Genomic DNA, 15,349 nt, shown 5'->3' with positions numbered 1-15,349 from the left:
GCCTAGGGATGCGGTCTGAACCAGCTGGGCGCCGCCGGCGGCGCGCAGTTCCGCTGCATGCCCATCCCCTTCAGGAAGGCGCGGCGCATCCGGCCGGACTGGATGGCCGATTGAACGTGCTTTGAGTGCTGTTCGGCGCCGCTCAGTCGACGAATCCAGTTTCGGCCGGGAATAAAGTCGGTCGTCGTGTCGCGTATGGCGTTCAACGCCGCCTTGGCCGCCGCGTCCGCCGCCCGCTCGCTGAGATAGGAGCCGTCCTGACGCGGCGGTTCGTCCGTATCGGGTCCCAATGCTTCGTCTAACCGTGCGACTTCTGCGCCGATGGTCGTGCACTGATTCAGATTGCGCAGGTCGTAGGGATTGGCTTCGGCCTGAAGCAGCACCGTCGGGATCATCTGACGACGCAGGTTGAAGTCTTCCAGCGGAGCCGTCGCCGCCGCCGCGAAGCCTGCCCCGACCTGTTCGGCGCCGCCCATCGCCGACCGACCGGCATTGCAACCGGAAAGCGCAACAAGACTGACTGCGAGAAGAAGGCGTTTCATGGCATGGCTTAGACCACGCCTGGGCTGGCGATTAAAGCGTAGCGGCGGAAGCGTTCGGTAACGAAGAATTCTCTGATTTTATGTGAATTTGGCCGTTCGTTGGAGTTCGGTCGTGCCTTACATCGCCAAGAGCCTGGAAGCCCTGGACGCCCCTGCCGGTCCGTTCCAACGTCTTACGGAACTGGCCTGCACGGTTTTCGATGCGCCCGCTGCCGTCGTCACCCTGGTTAGCGGCGACAACGCCGTCCTCTGGTGCAGCGATCGTGAATTGGTTCGAAGTCTGCCGCGCGAGCGCACCCTCGGCGACCGTCTGCTGCGCCAGGGCAAGGGCGCCGTCCTCGTGGTCGAAGACGGTCTGGCGGACCCCGCAGCGCGCAATCATTTCCTGGTTGCGCCCCCTTATAATCTGCGTTTCTACGCTGGCGTGACGATCTGCGGCCCGGACGGTCGGCCGCTGGGCGCGTTTGGCGTCATGGATCGCAAACCCCGCCCTCAGCCCTCCGACGCTCAGATTGCGACGCTGCGCACGCTGGGCGCCATGGCCGAAGACATCATCGCGTCGCTGGAAGTCGGTCGCGTCAGCGATGAGCGCCACGGCACGCTGGAGTTGATCGAAAACATGGCCGGGGTCGGTCATTGGCGGTTGGAACTGGCCAGCGGCAAGGTCCACTGGTCCGACGAGGTGTTCCGCATCCACGGTCTGGATCGCAAAACCTTCGATCCCCAGGTCGATTCGGCCATCGACCGTTATCACCCCGACGACAGGCCCGGATTATTGGCGGCGATCGCACACTCGGCCGAAACCGGCGATGGCTACAAAATGCGTCTTCGGCTGATCCGCGCCGATGGCGAGGAGCGCGCGGTTCTGACCCAGGCGCGCGCCGAACGTGACGACGCCGGGGTCGTGAAGGTCCTTTACGGCGTGTTTCAGGATATCACGGACCAGCAAGCCCAGATCGCCCGCGCTCAGCGTGACGAGGCGCGCTATCGGCTATTGGCTGAAAACGTGGGCGACGTGATCACCCGCGTTCGCCCGGACGGCACCAGCAAATACATCTCGCCGGCGATCGAAAGCCTGCTCGGCTGGACCACCGAAGAGATGAACGGCCGGCCCATGGACTATGTCCATCCTGATGATCGGGAGATGGTGACCCGGGCCGTGCTGGGAACCATCCACACCAAGGAGCCGTGCCGGCTGGAGCACCGCGCCCTTCATCGCGACGGTTCGATCGTCTGGGTCGAATGCACCTTCCGCGCCCTGGCCGCCGAGGCGGCCAAGCCGTCGGAGGTGGTGGTGGTCATCCGTGACATGACGGATCGCAAGATCCTGGCCGACGAACTGGTCACCGCGCGCGACCGGGCGGAGGCGGCGGCGGCTGCCAAGAGCGAATTCCTGGCGAACATGAGCCACGAACTGCGCACGCCTCTGACCAGCGTCATCGGCTTTTCCAACCTGCTGAAAGCCAGCGAGGCCTTGCCCGAGGCCGAGAAGGGCTTTGTCGCGCGCATCGCCACGGCCAGCGAGGCCCTACTGTCGGTCATCAACGACGTGCTGGACTATTCCAAGCTTGAAGCCGGCATGATCGAGTTGGAGCCCCAGCGTTTCGACCCGGCTGCCCTAGCGCACGAGACGGTCCAGATGATGGAGGCCCAGTGTCTGGCCAAGGGTCTGGCGCTGAACGTCGATCTGGCGCCGGACTTGCCGGACCGCCTGATGGGCGACCAGGCCCGTCTTCGACAGATCCTGCTGAACCTGCTGGGCAATGCGGTGAAGTTCACCGGCCAGGGCTCGGTCAGTCTGTCGGTCGGCGGGGCATCGGAGGCAAACGGCGCCTGGCGTCTGACGGCCGAGGTGACCGATACCGGCATCGGCATGAGCCCTCAGACCCAAGCCCATTTGTTCGAACGTTTCTCGCAGGCGGATCGGTCGACGACCCGGCTCTACGGCGGCACCGGCCTGGGGCTGGCGATCTCGCGGCGGCTGGCGCGGGCGATGGACGGCGATATCGTCGTCACGAGCCAGTCCGGCCTGGGATCGACGTTCAAGGTGACCGTCCCGCTGCACATCGCCGAGGGCGGATCGGAGGCCGAGGGACCGCGCCTCAGCGTCATGCCCGAGGGCCGCGTGTTGATCGCCGACGACGCACCGGCCAACCGCGAACTGATCAGCGTCATCCTTGTCGGCATGGGACTGGAGGTCGCTACCGCCAGCGATGGAGCCGAGGCGGTGCATGCGGTGCAGTCCGAAGTCTACGATCTCGTCCTGATGGATATGCAGATGCCGGTCATGGACGGCCTGACAGCCACGCGCGAGATTCGCCGTATCGAGCAGAGCGGAGGACGCCGACTGCCGATCATCGCCCTGTCCGCCAATGTTCAGCCGGACCAGATCCAGCTGTGTCGCGACGCCGGCATGGACGACCACCTGGCCAAGCCGCTGCAGTTGCCCGCCCTGGTCGCCACCCTATCGAAGTATCTCGACAAATCGAACGCTACGATCGCGTCAGATACGACTGCGCCCGGTCGTTTCGCAACGCACTGAAGGCAAGGCCCAGACAGCAAAAAGCCCGCCGAAGCGGGCTTTAAATGGTACGTCCTCTCGGGCTCGAACCGAGGACCCTCTGATTAAAAGTCAGATGCTCTAACCAACTGAGCTAAGGACGCACACTTTAGAAACAATGACTTAGGTGTCTCTACGCAAACCCGGTTTGTCGCCGGTTTGCGAGGCGGGTTTCTGGTTCATTCTCGACAAGAGGTCAAGGGCGACAGCGTCGCCGGAGACGTATTTTGTCAGCAGGGCGTCAACGGCGGCCTCAGACCAACCCATGATCGTGGCGATATCCCGCTTCGGTGAGCCCGCGAGGAATAACCGGGTTGCAGCGGTCCCGCGCAGATCGTGGAAGCGCAGACCGGTGATTCCAGCATCAGCCTTTGCGCGGCCGAACATCGTCTTGAAACCGTCCGTGGTCCAAGGCTTGCCGAGACTATTGGTCAGGATCACGAGATGCTTTCTCGGTGCCGCGTCCAATAGGGCTCGGGCGGTCGGCGTCAGAGGCACGATGACCTGGCGCCCGCGCTTTGCCGTTCGCCACACTATCCCATGCTCACCGATGGCTCCCCATGGGAGGTTCAGCAGATCGGCCATGCGCAAGCCGGTCTCGGCAGCGAGGCGGATCGCAAGACCGACTTCGGCGCCAGCCTTCGAGAGCACCTTTGCCAAGTCTTCCTCGGTCCAAATCAGATCCGACCGATCCGCGCTATGAAGACGCTCAACGTCTTCCGTTGGACGGGCCTCAGTCAGGCCGCGCCCTCTCGCCCATTTGAACAGGCGGCCCACGGTCTGGAGCGCGTAGTCGGCTGCGCGAGGGCGATCGGCCCACTCGTCGCGCCAGTCCAGCAGCTCAACCTTCGCCTTTGGCTGTTCGAACAGGCTGACCTTCCAGTCCCCAAATTCGTCGGAGAAGGATTTCAGGTATCGGGTATATTCAGCCTTGCTTGTCTCTCCCAGCTTGGCCCATTCGGGAGACATCTTGAAGGCGGCGATCAGGCCCCGGATGTAGGCCTTGCTATCTGCCTGGCGCACCGGCCTCCGCGCGCGCTCTATCCGGTCAAGCGTTTCCGGCCGGCCCAGCTCGGCCTCCATGGCGCGATTGGCGGCGTCCAACGTCCGCCCTTCAGCACGCGCAACCATGTCTCCGCCCCGGTAGGCATAGGCATAGATAGCCACGCGGCCGTCGCTAAGCCGCTTCGTGGCCTTGTGAAGTCCGACCAGCCTTGCGCGCACGCCTGCGCTCCCTCGCCTGTTCCAGTTCGTCATCTGCGCTCTCATTGGCGGCTTGGGTCAAGACCTTCACGGTGCCATCGGGCGCAACCTCGACGCCGGTGACGGTCAGGCCGCACTTCTGAAGCGACCGGACCATCTTGCTCACGGAGGTTCGTTGCGTGCTCATCCCTCCCCCTTCCCATTGCGGGCGAGGAAGGCGAGAATCTTACCGAGCGTTCGGTCGATAGACAGGAGCGTCAGCATGATCCCCAACAACAGAAATGCGATTCCGATCATTTCGCACCTGTCGGGGCGGCGGGAAGCTCTTCGAACCTGACGAACGGATTGGCGTAAAGATCGCCCTCGTTCACCCAGGCCAAGACGGTGTCTCCGCGCTTGTAAGTTTCGCTGCGTCGAACAGCGTCCTTTTGCTCCTCCAGAGTCGCACCACGCACGCGCACAATGTGAACCGGTCGTCCCGGAAGCCCGCCCCCTGGCAGCGGCGATGCGGGGGCGGCTGCTAGCATGGCTCGGTAAGTGAACAACGCCATTTCGGGCCATGACACACAGGTCTGTTCTGCTCGCTGAGCAGCTTTCACGCCGTCCGCGACCATCGCCTCAGTCGGCTCCACAGGCACCAGGCGCAGCGCATCGGTGGGGGCTTCATTGCTCACGGCTGTTTCTCCTGCTGTAGGGCGGCGCGGGCGCGAGCGTTTCCGACCTGACCAAGAGAGATCAGCACTCGTCGCAGATAGTTTTCGTGCTCTGGATCGGGGCTGTTTGTCGGCTGGGGTTTCTGCGTTCCGATGTCCCGCAAGTCGTCAGTCGCTCGCTCCAACGCCTTCGCCAGCCTATCCGCTCGGGCTTCGGCTGCGGTGGCGCGGTCGTTGGCAGCGAGCGACACCTTCATGTTGATCGACCTCGCGATTGCCGCACAGGTCGCGTCAGACAGGCCGGGCGCGCCATTTCGGATGCTCTCGTAGGCGAAGCGATACGTTTCGCTCAGACCCACGTCTCCCAGCCCCGACGTGTTCGCGTTAGAGTCGGTCATGCGTCACCATCAAGAATGTCTTGACGTGCGATCAGGCCGGTCGAGTTATTCCAATACATGCCGGGAAGCGGGCCTCCCGGACCTTGGACGTGACCATATCCACGCCGCTCAAGGTTCTTGGCGGTAGCGTAATGCGCGCCGTTAAAAAGCTCGACGCCGCACCCTTCCTCACCAGTCAGGTCGTCGGGGTCGCTTGCGAGAATCATTTCGCGCTGCGCGTTTGTGAAGTCCGTCATGCCGAACCCCCTTCCTTCGCGGCGGTCGATTTCAGGGCGGCTTCAACTGCGGCGCGGGGCAGCCAGATGACTAGGCCTAGGTCGGCTGTTCCGTTCAGATCGCATGTTTGGTCAGTGCCGAACGTGATAGTCGTTCCCTTTTTGGCGCTGTAGTTGAGGTCGCTGGCGCATTGGTCGAGGTTCTGAAACCGAACCTTGTCGTCGCCCACGGCTAGGATCAGATCGCTCATTTTCATGACCGCGATTCCGACGTCAAAGCAGCGCGGGCTTCGGCGACTGCATCATCCGCGCCTTGATCGCCCGCACGAATGACCCAAACCATGCCGCGCTCGCCCTGAACAGGCCTATCGAACCACGACACCAAGTCGGTGAGCGCAGACCGCACCCTGTCGGCATCGGCGGCGGGGGTCGGGGATGGGTGGGCGCGGGCGTGTCCAGCGATAGCGCGAGCCAATGCGATCCCGTCGTCAACGGTAGCGAGTTGGGCAATCACACGCGTCGGCTCGCCCTTCGCGGCGAGGATCAGATATTGACCCGACGCCTCGGGGCTTTCTTCTCTCGACCTCGCATCTTCCAGAAGCTGGGTGCTGCACTCCCCGGTCCAGATTTGGGAGCCATCTGGCAGATCGATGACGATACCGACTGCGGCTCCGTCCTCTTCTTCGACGATGAAAGTCTCACGCCACGCCACAGGCACCCCCGCCGCCCCTTCTTTGAGCGCCTCGGCTCGGTCGGGGGTGGTGGAGAGGGCAGCACGTGCAACTGTTTGAGCCTCTTCAGCGGTCAGAGCAGGCTCTACGGTGATGTCGGTTTGGCAGTAGCCAGAGCGGTACTGCTGTTCACCAGCAATACGCTCAAGTGCTTTCAACCAAATGTCGTAGCGTCCAGCTCCGGCCATGAACGCATCGACCATTTCGTCAGCGGAATAGTCCCTGTCAGCCGGATCGCATTCGACGTGCTGATTGAGCCACGACCACGCGGCATCCTCCCCCTTCTGCCCTCCCAAGGCGAGGGGGCGGGCGGATAGGAGGGCGCGCAGGTCGGAGGTTGCGACCATGACCGACCCCATATTGCTCATCTCCGCCTGGTCGATGTATCCCTGAACCCGAGCCAAAGCATCCCGCGTCTCTCCGCTCGGTTGGGGGCGGATGGCCAAATAGTCGCGCAGGACTTGCCGGGCCGGTTCGTGATTGCACGCCTCAATCCATTGCTGGACCTCGCGCTCTGTCATCGGCTCCGACCCGCTCGCTTCGACCGGAGCGGTGGGGGCGAGGCGGAAGTTGTCGATCACTCGTCCGACGCGCTTCGCCATTTCGGCTGCTTCCTGCTGCACCACCACGGCGACAGTGATGCCCCCGTCCGCGACGACATCATTCCAGTCGGGAGTCAATGAGATGCCGTGCAGCCACCCCTTGAGCGTATGCAGATCGGCCAACGAGGCCCAGTCTTCAGCCGACAGCGGGCCGGGTGTGGGGGCTTGGGTCACGAGCGATGCTCCTGGTTCTGACTGTTTGCGGGGCTGTCTTCTCCGGTGGGGCTTAGGGCGTCGCGGGCGGTTCGGCCGCACAGCTGATCGTCGCAAGGCACGTCGTCCCCATCGACCGACATGGCGCAGCGGCCCGGCTCACAGGAGCAGGCGTAGAACTTCAGCGCTGCGATCAGCCGCGCGTTGTTGGCTTGTCCCTGCTTCTCCCCCATCAGACGCGGGCCTCCGATTGGGCGACAGGCAGATCATCCCAGCGGTAGATGTGCGGCTTCGCGTCAGGCAGAACCTCGCCCGTCTCGCGGCTGACGATCGGCGAACCTTCGAGGCATGCGGCATGGCACGGCCCCATATCCACGTCAGTGGCGCAAAGGTCTGGCCCTTTAATGGGCTCACCGCAGATGTCGCAGTGTCCGTCTTCAAGCGATGTGATGGTCTGGTCAGACATCAGGCGGCTCCCTGATTTGCGGCGCGGGTTGCAGCAGCCTTCGCCCTGCCCTCGGCCATGTTTGCGGACTTGTTGGCGAGGCGCTGAAGCTCGCCGTCGTAGAAGGCCTGGGCCTTGGCGCGGGCCTCGTCCTCGGTTGCCGCGTGGATGACGACCGGGCTCCAACCCAGCTTCAAACCGCCCTTGGACGGCATCGGCATTTCGATGCGGGCGATGGCCCCATCGTTGGCGCTCATGAAGGTGACGATCCTCATTGCGAGCCCTCCCTGTTGGAGGAAGAGGCGGCATAGGCGCGGATGATCGGCATGGCGGGCTCGTCGGTGGTGTAGGCGGCGTGGAGATCGCGGCAGAAGTCCGCGACGCGGTCACCGAGGCCGAGGCGGTCCCAGAACTTGCGCTGCCCGCCGGTGTCGCAGCTGTTCGCCGCGTGGCGGTGGTGCCAGGCACAAAGGGGCGCGCAGCGGTGGTCGTGAACGCGCGGGCCCAGGCCCCCTTCCCTCCAGCCCTTTGAAGCGATGGCCAGCTTCTGGTGCGCGGCCTCGATCGGGCCGGGTTGAGCCGGTCGGCCTTCGATCAGGCAGGCGATGCAGTCGGTGTCGACGTGCAGCCAGGTCATGAAACCCGGATCGACCTGACGCGGATCGCGCTGGCCCTGCGCCTCGGGCTTGAATGACCGCAGGCGCATGCCGGGCTTGAAGGTACGAGTTCGCGCGGCCTTCTTCTCGGCCTGAAGGCGTCGAAGGTCGGCGTCGATCTGCCAGAGAGGGCGTCCCATCAGGCAGCCCTGTGCGGTATGGGGGCGTCATCGTTCGCCGGCGACGTCACTCCGGTCAGCAAACGCCGCCGCTCCTGGTCGCCCTCTTTCGTCAGCCTGACGCAGAACGGGCGGACGGGAACATTGCGAGCCGGCCACGCCGCCGCCGCCTGCGTTGCGATGAGAAAACCCTCCTCAATCATGCTTAGGATCAAGGCCTCAGAGAAGGCTGGCTTTTCGCGGCCCGGCTCCGGATCATCGAAGGTGACGCGAAACGACTGGCCTGCGAAAGCAGCGCGCTGAAGCGAGCGATTGCCGTTGAGGGCCGTCAGCACTTCGGCCTGGGCGGTGGTGATGATGCGGTGATCGCGGATCATGCCGCAGCCGCCTGATCGAATGTGACCTGATAGGCGTCGTTCAGCGCCTTGCCGATCTCGGCGCGCTGCTGCCATGGGCACCACTTCAAGCCGATGGCATTGACGGTGGTCAGGTCGGCGAGCTGCTTGGCGGTGGTGGCCAGCGCTATCCGGCGCAGCATAGCCGCGCTCCACGCCTTCCAGTCCGCCGCCTGCAAGTCGTCAGGAAGGAACAGGATCTCGGCATAGTCCACGTCCTCGACATAGTCGGGCATGGTGTAGGGGCTGAGCGCCGGGTCGTTGGCGACGACGGCAACAGCTTCCGGGGACGGCTTGTTCGGCGCGTCCCCGGCCCTGGCTGCTGAAACGGTGCCGTCCGTGACCCATGCCAGCGCCGCGAGCACCTTCTGAGCGAAGGCTTCATCGTCGGCGACATAGGCGGACAGGTAGAGGACCGGGACGCCGGCGATCTCATCGCTGCGGCGCCGATCAATCCGGACGGTGGTCGGGCCGAACAGTTCGATGTCCCGCTTCGGCGTTCCGACGGTGGTGATGTTGAAGTCCAGCATCAGGCGTAGGCCTGTTCGGTGTGTTGCGTGCGGAAGGTCTGCGCCTCGCCGGACAGACGTAGCGACCGGGCGCGCTTCCAAGCCGCGCACGTAGCCGCGTGCTCCGTCCAGGCGGCGAAACGCTCGACATGCTGCTCGCCGTGGCGATCCAGCCACGCGAGGCGGGCAGTGTATTTGATCAGGCTCTCGGCGTGGGCCGGGCGGCGGAAAGGGATAATCTCAGCAGTGGCGGCGCGAAGGGACATGGCGGTCTCCGTTGATGGAGAGACTGTGCACGCGATGCACAATCCGTGTCAAACATTATTTGCATGTGGTGCACATCGCCTACGCCAGAAACGGTCGCACATGGCAGCAGAGGGACTCGACATCAGTTCGCGCCACTGGAATCTCTTTGTGCATGATGCGAACGATCTACTGCGTTCAGCCCTACCAAACGTCGGCCGGCAGGCTGGTGAAGGATCACATGCGCCGGCTGCTCAGCCGCGACGCCGCCATCCGCGCCGCCCAGTCCTGCAAAGGCTATGCAGCGGGCGTTGTCGTCTATCGGGTCACCGGATCGCCGGAGGCCGATTTCTGGATGGATCCTGTGCTGATCGCCAGCTCTGGCCAGGTGCCGCCGGATGCCGCCTAGACACACGCTCTCGGTGTGCATAGCCTGAGCACGTTCACCCTCAGTGGACCGGCGGCCCAGCAGCCTACCCAGCTTGTCCCTTTGGGGGCTGGGTCGCCAATCATCCCCTCACCATTGCGCTAGACTCATCCGACGGCTGTGCTAGATCGCTGGTATGTCGGGGCAAAGGGCTCCGCTAAATTGATCCTGGGGGGATCACCTATGAAGAAGACCATCATCACGGCCGCCATCGCGGCCGCCGCGCTCACTTCTGCCTGCACGACCACTGAGAAGGTGAGCGTCATGCAGCCCGGCGACCGCGCCATGACCTGCACGCAGCTGAAGGAAGAGTTCGCCAAGCTGGACGCCATCAAGCGCGACGCGGACAGCGACAAGGGCGTGAACGGCGCCAACGTCGCAGCCGTCATCCTGTTCTGGCCTGCCGCCGCCGGCAACTACCTGAACGCCCGCGACGCGCAGCAGCTCGTCGAGCAGCGCCGCACCCACCTCATGTCGTTCTACAACGACAAGCAGTGCGACAACCCGGCCAACGCCGACCTGCGCCTGATGGTCCCGAACGCGCTTCTCGCGCCGATCGGTCAGGGCGGCCTCTAAGCCCTAACCACAGGCTAGAACGACCAACGGCGGCTCCATAAGGGGCCGCCGTTTTGGTTTGTGAATTGAAATTGTTGGCTATCCCTTGGGGATGGATGGGTCGTTGTCGGTTGACCCTGAGGCGATTCGGGTAGGCAATTAGGGTTGCGCGAGAATCGCTCGCGAGTTCGGACAGAGGGCCCAGCTTGAGACCCTGACCCTCTGCCCTTCACCTCTGCCTCGCTAGAGGCATCACATAAGGATAGATTTATATGACCCCCGATTCCTCGAAAGTCCAGCCTGGCACCCAGCTAGCGCTGATACCGCACGACTATCAAGGCCAAGTCATCACCCAGCGATCACGAGACGGCTACATCAATGCAACTGCGATGTGTCGGGCGACGGGAAAGCCGTGGTCAGAGTATCGACGCCACACCAAGACAGTCGAGTTTTTCGAGGCGCTAGCGCTGGACATGGGTATTTCCCAGACCCAGCTCGCGCTGACAGTTTACGGTACGCCTGGAGGGGATGCGCGAAACCAAGGCACATGGGTTCACCCCCAAGTCGCGGTCCATTTAGCTCAGTGGCTCTCACCGCAGTTCGCGGTGAAGGTCAGCCGATGGGTGACCGATTGGCTCTCCGGCCGGGGCAAAAACGAGGATGCCTGGCAGCAGTTCAAAGATCGCATAAGCCTTACCCACAACAGCGTGCCTGCAGGCTACTTCTGCATCTTCCATGAGACGGCCTCGGTATATGCGTCACTTATCGAGAGCGGCGTAAATCCCGGCACGCGCATGATCCTCGACATCAGCGCCGGGTTGCACTGGGGCAATCATTGGCGTGATCAGAACCTTGCTTCGAAATACGGCCCTGCGCGGAAGTTTGACCACTACTACCCGGACTACTTCCCCCAATCGATTTCCAACCCACAGAAGCCGTGGTGCTATCCTGACGCAGCTTTGCAGGAATTCCGCCGCTGGTTGCGGCAGACGTATGAGCCGGTAAAGCTGCCCGCTTATCTCAACGACCAAGTCAGGCAGGGCAAGATCGCCTCAAACGACGCCAATCAAGTGCTGTCATACCTCGGCGAGAAGGCCGCTCAGCGAATCCTACAATAAGGCAATTCGGCCCCGGCTTCGGCTGGGGCCACCCCTCCCAGAACTATAAGGCTGTCAGCCCTCGGTGCCCGTCTTCAAGCCGCTCAGCATTCTGAGCGCGACCGGACGTTGCGCCGCCGGGATCTGATCGTAGATCGACCAGATGCCCTCCGGATCTTCGGGATTGCGCATGATCAATGACGGCACGTCGGTCCCGTAGACCTCGGCCAGAACCTCCAGAAGGCGCTGGTTGTAAGGCACCTTGAAGCTTTCAATGCGGCTCAGCGTCGAATGGCTCAGCCCGATCTTGTTGAGATCGACTTCCTCGCCCTCGGCAACGATCCGGTCCTCGTAAAGCGCCTCAGCTTTATCGCGAACTCCCTGCAGCGAAAGCCCAGAGGCCTTCCGCCATTGACGTAGATAGTGCTTTGGACGGTCGGTGTGCGACATATGCACATTGTCTCGCGCGACCGCCAGCGCAGCCAGCGGCCACCGTGCACAATGCTCTTGACCTTGAATGTGCATCAGGTGCACATTGACGACATGACGCAGACAAAACTCGCACGCTGGATGGGAGGCGACCGCGACGACCTGTGGCTCGCCGCAGTCCTGGGATGCAGCCGATCCCAGGCATCTCGTGTCCGGCGCGGCAAAAGCCGCCCTTCCCCTGCTGGCGCCTTCGAGCTTGAACGCGTCACGCGAGGCAAGGTCAAAGCGGCCGAACTCTTGGCAAATTCCATCCCGGCTAATGACCAAGTCCCTTCTGCGGAGGCCGCATAGATGGCCTTCGCCACTTCATCGCGCGGGCTGCGGAGCCCTCGTGCGGTGGTCCCCGCCGGGCAGTCCCCCGCCCCTCCCCCGGCGCCCGGCGGGGTTTCCCAATGCTGATGCGACGCTTCAATGCCTGGTTCGAAGACCGGCTGGCTGTCGCCATCGGCCTCGCCGCCGATTTGCGGGCGGTGGTCGATCATCCTCGCTGCGGTGGTTTCCGCGACGCCACCCCGGAAGAGGCCGCCGCGATTGGTCAGTTCCTGAGCGAACACGGCCTCACGCCCCGCTCGGCAACCGTCGTGCCCTTTCCCGCCGCCAACGATCGTCACCCGAAGTCCCCGCCTGAACCGCCCCGTCCGGCGGCCTGATCTGTCTAACCCGTCCACCTGCAACCTGTGCCGTTGCAAACCCTGGAACCCTGCAATGTCCCGCATGATCGAAACCGGAGAGGTCAAGGCGCTCTTCCGCCAGCTGGTGAAGGCCGCCGGCGGCGTCGAGGCTGCGGCCGTCGACCTGAAGATCAGCCATCAGCGCGTGTCTCACCTTCAGAACGCCAACAACGAGGACGAGCCGACCTTCCGGCAGATCCGGGTGCTGGAAGTCGCTGCCGGCGCCGCCATCGTTTCGGGCGCCCAGTTCCGTGCCATCGAGGGCGCCGCGCCTGATCCCATCGCCGCCGCCGTCGTCGAGAGCGTGGCCAGCAGCGCCGCCGCTCTGCGCCTGGTGCACGACATGGATGCCGACGGCCATCGTGACGCCGCCGAGGTCCGAGCCGTGCAGGAGGCCGCTGCCCGCAATTTGCGTGAGGCTCGCGAGCTGAATGATGCAGCCGCAGGCCTGAAACCGGGCGAGGTGGCGTGATGATCGGCGAACTGCTGTCGCGCCTTCATGCCGGCTTTCTGGCCCTGCTGCATCGGGAGCGTCTGATCTGATGCCCTGGGCGCGGTGCAGGAACTGCGGATGCTTCCGCGAGCCGGTGCGAGACGCCGACCTGTTCGACGCGCCCCTGCCCATGCCTGCGGTCGATGACGCATTTGCCGCCTTCCATCGCCAGTCCCAACAGCGCGAACGCAACGCCGCCGCCCGAGGCGCAGACCGACAGGTCGGCAGGGAGCGCAGAGCGCGCCGCGATTTCACCCTCAAGGCCCTTCGGGGCCGATCCTTCGGAGCCTGACATGACCGACACCCCGCAAGAGCCCCACACCGATGTCCTGACGTCGACGTCTGCCGGCCGCCTTCGCACCATCATCGAACGCTTGGAGCGCCTCGAAGAGGACAAGCAGGCCGTCATGACCGACATGAAGGAGGTCTTCGCCGAGGCCAAAGGCGAGGGCTACGACGTGAAGGTGCTGCGCAAGGTCCTGCGCACCCGCAAGATCGACAAAGCTAAGCGTCAGGAAGAGGACGCGATCCTCGATCTGTATCTCTCCGCTCTGGGCGAGGTCTGATCAGCCATGTCGATCAGCGTCAACGCTTCAGCTGCGCTGGCGGGCGCCGGGTCGTTTGCGACCTCGCGACGTGGTGCCGTGGGTTACGATGAGATCGCCCAGGCCCGTGCGGCGCTGGGCAGTCGCGCCACAGCCGCCCAGGTCGCCAAGATGATCGGCCGCTGCGAGGCTGACGTGCGGCCATTCATGGCATGCCGCTCGGAGATCGAAGCTGCCCAGGTTCTGGTGACGTTGCGTCCTGTCGCCCCTGATCCGCAAACGCCTCGCCAATCCCGAGACGACCAGCACTTCTCAGACCTATGGGAACAGGGCGTGAAGACGGCGGCGCTGGCGGCACGCTTCGGCCTGTCGGACAGCGGCATCCTGCATTGGGCTGCGCGCCTCGGCCTGAAGTCCAGGGCGATCAAGAGCGATAAGGTCATCTGGACGCCTGCACTCGACGAGATCGTCAAACGTGACTTCGTGTCAGGCGACAAGACCGCAGCCGAGGTCGCATCCGCCATTCCCGGCGCCACGAAGGCTGCCGTGATCGCCCGCGCCTTCCGCAAGGGCTGGTGCGCGCCGACCCACGAGAAGGTCGCCGCATGAACCGGCACCGTCAGAACCCCGAATCCGTCGCGATCCAGCGCATCGACAGCGGCAAGCGCCGGTCGGAGGATCGGGCTCGTGAGGCCCAAGTGCTGGCCCACGCCCGTGTGGCGACGGTGGTGGCGATCATGGCCGTGCCGGCGAATGACCGCGTCCGACACATGGAAGGGATGCTGGACGCCATCAGGGAGCAGCTGACCGCCAGCCTGGACCCTGCCGGCGCGTCGTCGATCATCGCCGCTAAGGCCCAACAGGCCATCGTCAGCGGCGTCACGGCCCGCGCCAGAGCCGAACAGCTATTCCAACGGAGGGAAGCATGACCCCTCACGCCTCTACGCCCGGAGACTACGCCGCCGCCCTGCTGAAACGCGGCTATGGCGTGCAGTCGGTGGCGATGATCTGCGGCATGCACGTCGACACGGTTCGGCCCATGGAGACGCTGCGTGCCCAGCGTCCCACCTACAGCCCGCCGCCCAAGCCGTCATTCAAGCCGGTGGGCGTCGCTGAACAGGCCGGACAATCGCCTAGGGAAGCCTACAGGGCCATACTTGACGCCGTCGCCAGTCGATACGGCCTGAAGGCCGAAGACCTGACGTCCAAGCGGCACACACGGCGGTTCGCATGGGCCCGGCATGAGGCCATGGCGATCATCAAGGACCGCTTCGGCCTGTCCCTCCCCCGCATAGGCGCTCTGTTCGGTGGTCGGGACCATACAACCGTCCTGTCAGGCATCCGCGCCTATGAGACCCGCCGCGCCTGGTGCGACGTGGTCACGGCCTTGGCGGGGTTCGCATGAGCACGGTGGTCTACATCCGCGCCCTGATGGATGCCGGTCTATCGGCTGCTGACGCCCTGAAGGCCGCGGAGGTCTACGAAACCATGCAGCCCACCCGGTCCAAGGGCGCCGAGCGGACGCGTCGTTGGAGAGAGCGTCACGCAGCGTCACAAAGCGTCACATGTGACGGTGGTGACGCTTGTGACGCCGAAACCGTCACCGACCAAACCCCTTCCCTCTCCCCTTCCCCCCAGACCCCCCAAC

The 15,349-nt window shown here is 64.1% G+C and carries 26 protein-coding genes and 1 tRNA gene; 11 read left to right on the top strand and 16 right to left on the bottom strand.

Going from position 1 to position 15,349, the window contains the following annotated elements; genetic code table 11:
• Positions 1-2: 2 nt before the first annotated feature.
• Positions 3-542 (bottom strand): hypothetical protein, encoded by a 540-nt coding sequence (locus tag B3T77_RS11925; protein WP_091745976.1) that lies wholly within the window; start codon positions 540-542, stop codon positions 3-5.
• A 112-nt stretch (positions 543-654) separates the two neighbouring features.
• Between B3T77_RS11925 and B3T77_RS11920 the strand changes: the two genes are divergently transcribed.
• On the top strand, positions 655-3,084 hold the full coding sequence (locus tag B3T77_RS11920; protein ID WP_292079829.1) for a PAS domain-containing protein: 2,430 nt from the start codon (positions 655-657) through the stop codon (positions 3,082-3,084).
• A gap of 45 nt (positions 3,085-3,129) precedes the next feature.
• Here B3T77_RS11920 and B3T77_RS11915 read toward each other — a convergent pair.
• The 14 genes from B3T77_RS11915 to B3T77_RS11850 form a co-directional block, all read right to left on the bottom strand.
• A tRNA-Lys gene (locus tag B3T77_RS11915) sits at positions 3,130-3,206 on the bottom strand.
• 19 nt (positions 3,207-3,225) lie between these two features.
• Positions 3,226-4,359: a tyrosine-type recombinase/integrase gene (locus tag B3T77_RS11910; RefSeq protein ID WP_292079827.1), complete on the bottom strand. Its 1,134-nt coding sequence runs from the start codon at positions 4,357-4,359 to the stop codon at positions 3,226-3,228.
• A 239-nt stretch (positions 4,360-4,598) separates the two neighbouring features.
• The gene (locus tag B3T77_RS11905) at positions 4,599-4,979 is read right to left on the bottom strand and encodes a hypothetical protein (RefSeq protein WP_292079826.1); all 381 of its coding nucleotides are present in this window, start codon (positions 4,977-4,979) and stop codon (positions 4,599-4,601) included.
• Positions 4,976-5,356: a hypothetical protein gene (locus B3T77_RS11900; RefSeq protein WP_292079823.1), complete on the bottom strand. Its 381-nt coding sequence runs from the start codon at positions 5,354-5,356 to the stop codon at positions 4,976-4,978. The genes B3T77_RS11905 and B3T77_RS11900 overlap by 4 nt, the downstream gene beginning before the upstream one ends.
• Positions 5,353-5,592 carry a hypothetical protein gene (locus B3T77_RS11895; RefSeq protein ID WP_292079822.1) on the bottom strand — a complete coding sequence of 80 codons (240 nt, stop codon included), beginning with the start codon at positions 5,590-5,592 and terminating at the stop codon, positions 5,353-5,355. Before B3T77_RS11895 ends, B3T77_RS11900 begins: the two co-directional genes overlap by 4 nt.
• Positions 5,589-5,822, bottom strand: a complete 234-nt coding sequence (locus B3T77_RS11890; protein ID WP_292079820.1) for a hypothetical protein — start codon at positions 5,820-5,822, stop codon at positions 5,589-5,591. The genes B3T77_RS11895 and B3T77_RS11890 overlap by 4 nt, the downstream gene beginning before the upstream one ends.
• A gap of 2 nt (positions 5,823-5,824) precedes the next feature.
• Positions 5,825-7,078 carry a hypothetical protein gene (locus B3T77_RS11885; RefSeq protein ID WP_292079818.1) on the bottom strand — a complete coding sequence of 418 codons (1,254 nt, stop codon included), beginning with the start codon at positions 7,076-7,078 and terminating at the stop codon, positions 5,825-5,827.
• Positions 7,075-7,290: a hypothetical protein gene (locus tag B3T77_RS11880; protein WP_292079817.1), complete on the bottom strand. Its 216-nt coding sequence runs from the start codon at positions 7,288-7,290 to the stop codon at positions 7,075-7,077. Before B3T77_RS11880 ends, B3T77_RS11885 begins: the two co-directional genes overlap by 4 nt.
• Positions 7,290-7,523 (bottom strand): hypothetical protein, encoded by a 234-nt coding sequence (locus B3T77_RS11875; RefSeq protein ID WP_292079816.1) that lies wholly within the window; start codon positions 7,521-7,523, stop codon positions 7,290-7,292. Before B3T77_RS11875 ends, B3T77_RS11880 begins: the two co-directional genes overlap by 1 nt.
• Positions 7,523-7,777 (bottom strand): hypothetical protein, encoded by a 255-nt coding sequence (locus B3T77_RS11870; protein ID WP_292079814.1) that lies wholly within the window; start codon positions 7,775-7,777, stop codon positions 7,523-7,525. The genes B3T77_RS11875 and B3T77_RS11870 overlap by 1 nt, the downstream gene beginning before the upstream one ends.
• A complete protein-coding gene (locus B3T77_RS11865; protein WP_292079812.1) occupies positions 7,774-8,298 on the bottom strand; it encodes a hypothetical protein in 525 nt (174 codons plus the stop codon). Before B3T77_RS11865 ends, B3T77_RS11870 begins: the two co-directional genes overlap by 4 nt.
• The gene (locus B3T77_RS11860) at positions 8,298-8,654 is read right to left on the bottom strand and encodes a hypothetical protein (RefSeq protein ID WP_292079810.1); all 357 of its coding nucleotides are present in this window, start codon (positions 8,652-8,654) and stop codon (positions 8,298-8,300) included. The genes B3T77_RS11865 and B3T77_RS11860 overlap by 1 nt, the downstream gene beginning before the upstream one ends.
• Positions 8,651-9,202 (bottom strand): hypothetical protein, encoded by a 552-nt coding sequence (locus B3T77_RS11855; protein WP_292079808.1) that lies wholly within the window; start codon positions 9,200-9,202, stop codon positions 8,651-8,653. Before B3T77_RS11855 ends, B3T77_RS11860 begins: the two co-directional genes overlap by 4 nt.
• Complete coding sequence (locus B3T77_RS11850) at positions 9,202-9,447, bottom strand: hypothetical protein (RefSeq protein WP_292079806.1); 246 nt, start codon at positions 9,445-9,447, stop codon at positions 9,202-9,204. Before B3T77_RS11850 ends, B3T77_RS11855 begins: the two co-directional genes overlap by 1 nt.
• A 218-nt stretch (positions 9,448-9,665) precedes the next feature.
• Here B3T77_RS11850 and B3T77_RS11845 point away from each other — a divergent pair, with 218 nt between their 5' ends.
• The 3 genes from B3T77_RS11845 to B3T77_RS11835 all read left to right on the top strand — a co-directional run bounded on the left by B3T77_RS11845 (position 9,666) and on the right by B3T77_RS11835 (position 11,524).
• Entirely contained in the window at positions 9,666-9,833 is a 168-nt protein-coding gene (locus B3T77_RS11845; protein ID WP_292079805.1) for a hypothetical protein, read from the top strand.
• Positions 9,834-10,034: 201 nt separating this feature from the next.
• A complete protein-coding gene (locus B3T77_RS11840; protein ID WP_292079803.1) occupies positions 10,035-10,427 on the top strand; it encodes a hypothetical protein in 393 nt (130 codons plus the stop codon).
• Between the two features lie 251 nt (positions 10,428-10,678).
• Positions 10,679-11,524, top strand: coding sequence for a KilA-N domain-containing protein (locus B3T77_RS11835; RefSeq protein ID WP_292079802.1), 846 nt, complete (start codon positions 10,679-10,681; stop codon positions 11,522-11,524).
• Positions 11,525-11,578: 54 nt separating this feature from the next.
• Here B3T77_RS11835 and B3T77_RS11830 read toward each other — a convergent pair whose 3' ends face one another.
• On the bottom strand, positions 11,579-12,259 hold the full coding sequence (locus B3T77_RS11830) for a helix-turn-helix domain-containing protein (RefSeq protein ID WP_292079801.1): 681 nt from the start codon (positions 12,257-12,259) through the stop codon (positions 11,579-11,581).
• A gap of 125 nt (positions 12,260-12,384) precedes the next feature.
• Here B3T77_RS11830 and B3T77_RS11825 point away from each other — a divergent pair, with 125 nt between their 5' ends.
• The 7 genes from B3T77_RS11825 to B3T77_RS11795 all read left to right on the top strand — a co-directional run.
• A complete protein-coding gene (locus B3T77_RS11825; RefSeq protein ID WP_292079800.1) occupies positions 12,385-12,642 on the top strand; it encodes a hypothetical protein in 258 nt (85 codons plus the stop codon).
• Between the two features lie 55 nt (positions 12,643-12,697).
• Positions 12,698-13,135, top strand: coding sequence for a hypothetical protein (locus tag B3T77_RS11820; RefSeq protein ID WP_292079799.1), 438 nt, complete (start codon positions 12,698-12,700; stop codon positions 13,133-13,135).
• 314 nt (positions 13,136-13,449) lie between these two features.
• Positions 13,450-13,722 (top strand): DUF2312 domain-containing protein, encoded by a 273-nt coding sequence (locus B3T77_RS11815; protein ID WP_292079797.1) that lies wholly within the window; start codon positions 13,450-13,452, stop codon positions 13,720-13,722.
• 6 nt (positions 13,723-13,728) lie between these two features.
• Positions 13,729-14,310 (top strand): hypothetical protein, encoded by a 582-nt coding sequence (locus tag B3T77_RS11810; RefSeq protein WP_292079795.1) that lies wholly within the window; start codon positions 13,729-13,731, stop codon positions 14,308-14,310.
• Positions 14,307-14,630 carry a hypothetical protein gene (locus B3T77_RS11805; protein WP_292079793.1) on the top strand — a complete coding sequence of 108 codons (324 nt, stop codon included), beginning with the start codon at positions 14,307-14,309 and terminating at the stop codon, positions 14,628-14,630. The genes B3T77_RS11810 and B3T77_RS11805 overlap by 4 nt, the downstream gene beginning before the upstream one ends.
• Positions 14,627-15,106 carry a helix-turn-helix domain-containing protein gene (locus tag B3T77_RS11800; RefSeq protein WP_292079790.1) on the top strand — a complete coding sequence of 160 codons (480 nt, stop codon included), beginning with the start codon at positions 14,627-14,629 and terminating at the stop codon, positions 15,104-15,106. Before B3T77_RS11805 ends, B3T77_RS11800 begins: the two co-directional genes overlap by 4 nt.
• The coding region (locus tag B3T77_RS11795; RefSeq protein ID WP_292079788.1) for a hypothetical protein at positions 15,103-15,349 on the top strand (247 nt) is incomplete at its 3' end. The genes B3T77_RS11800 and B3T77_RS11795, both read left to right, overlap by 4 nt.

It is taken from the genome of Brevundimonas sp. UBA7838, from assembly GCF_002500885.1.
GTDB lineage: Bacteria > Pseudomonadota > Alphaproteobacteria > Caulobacterales > Caulobacteraceae > Brevundimonas > Brevundimonas vesicularis_C.
The sequence above is the reverse complement of the archived record's forward strand: the minus strand, read 5'-3'. Positions and strand labels throughout refer to the sequence as shown.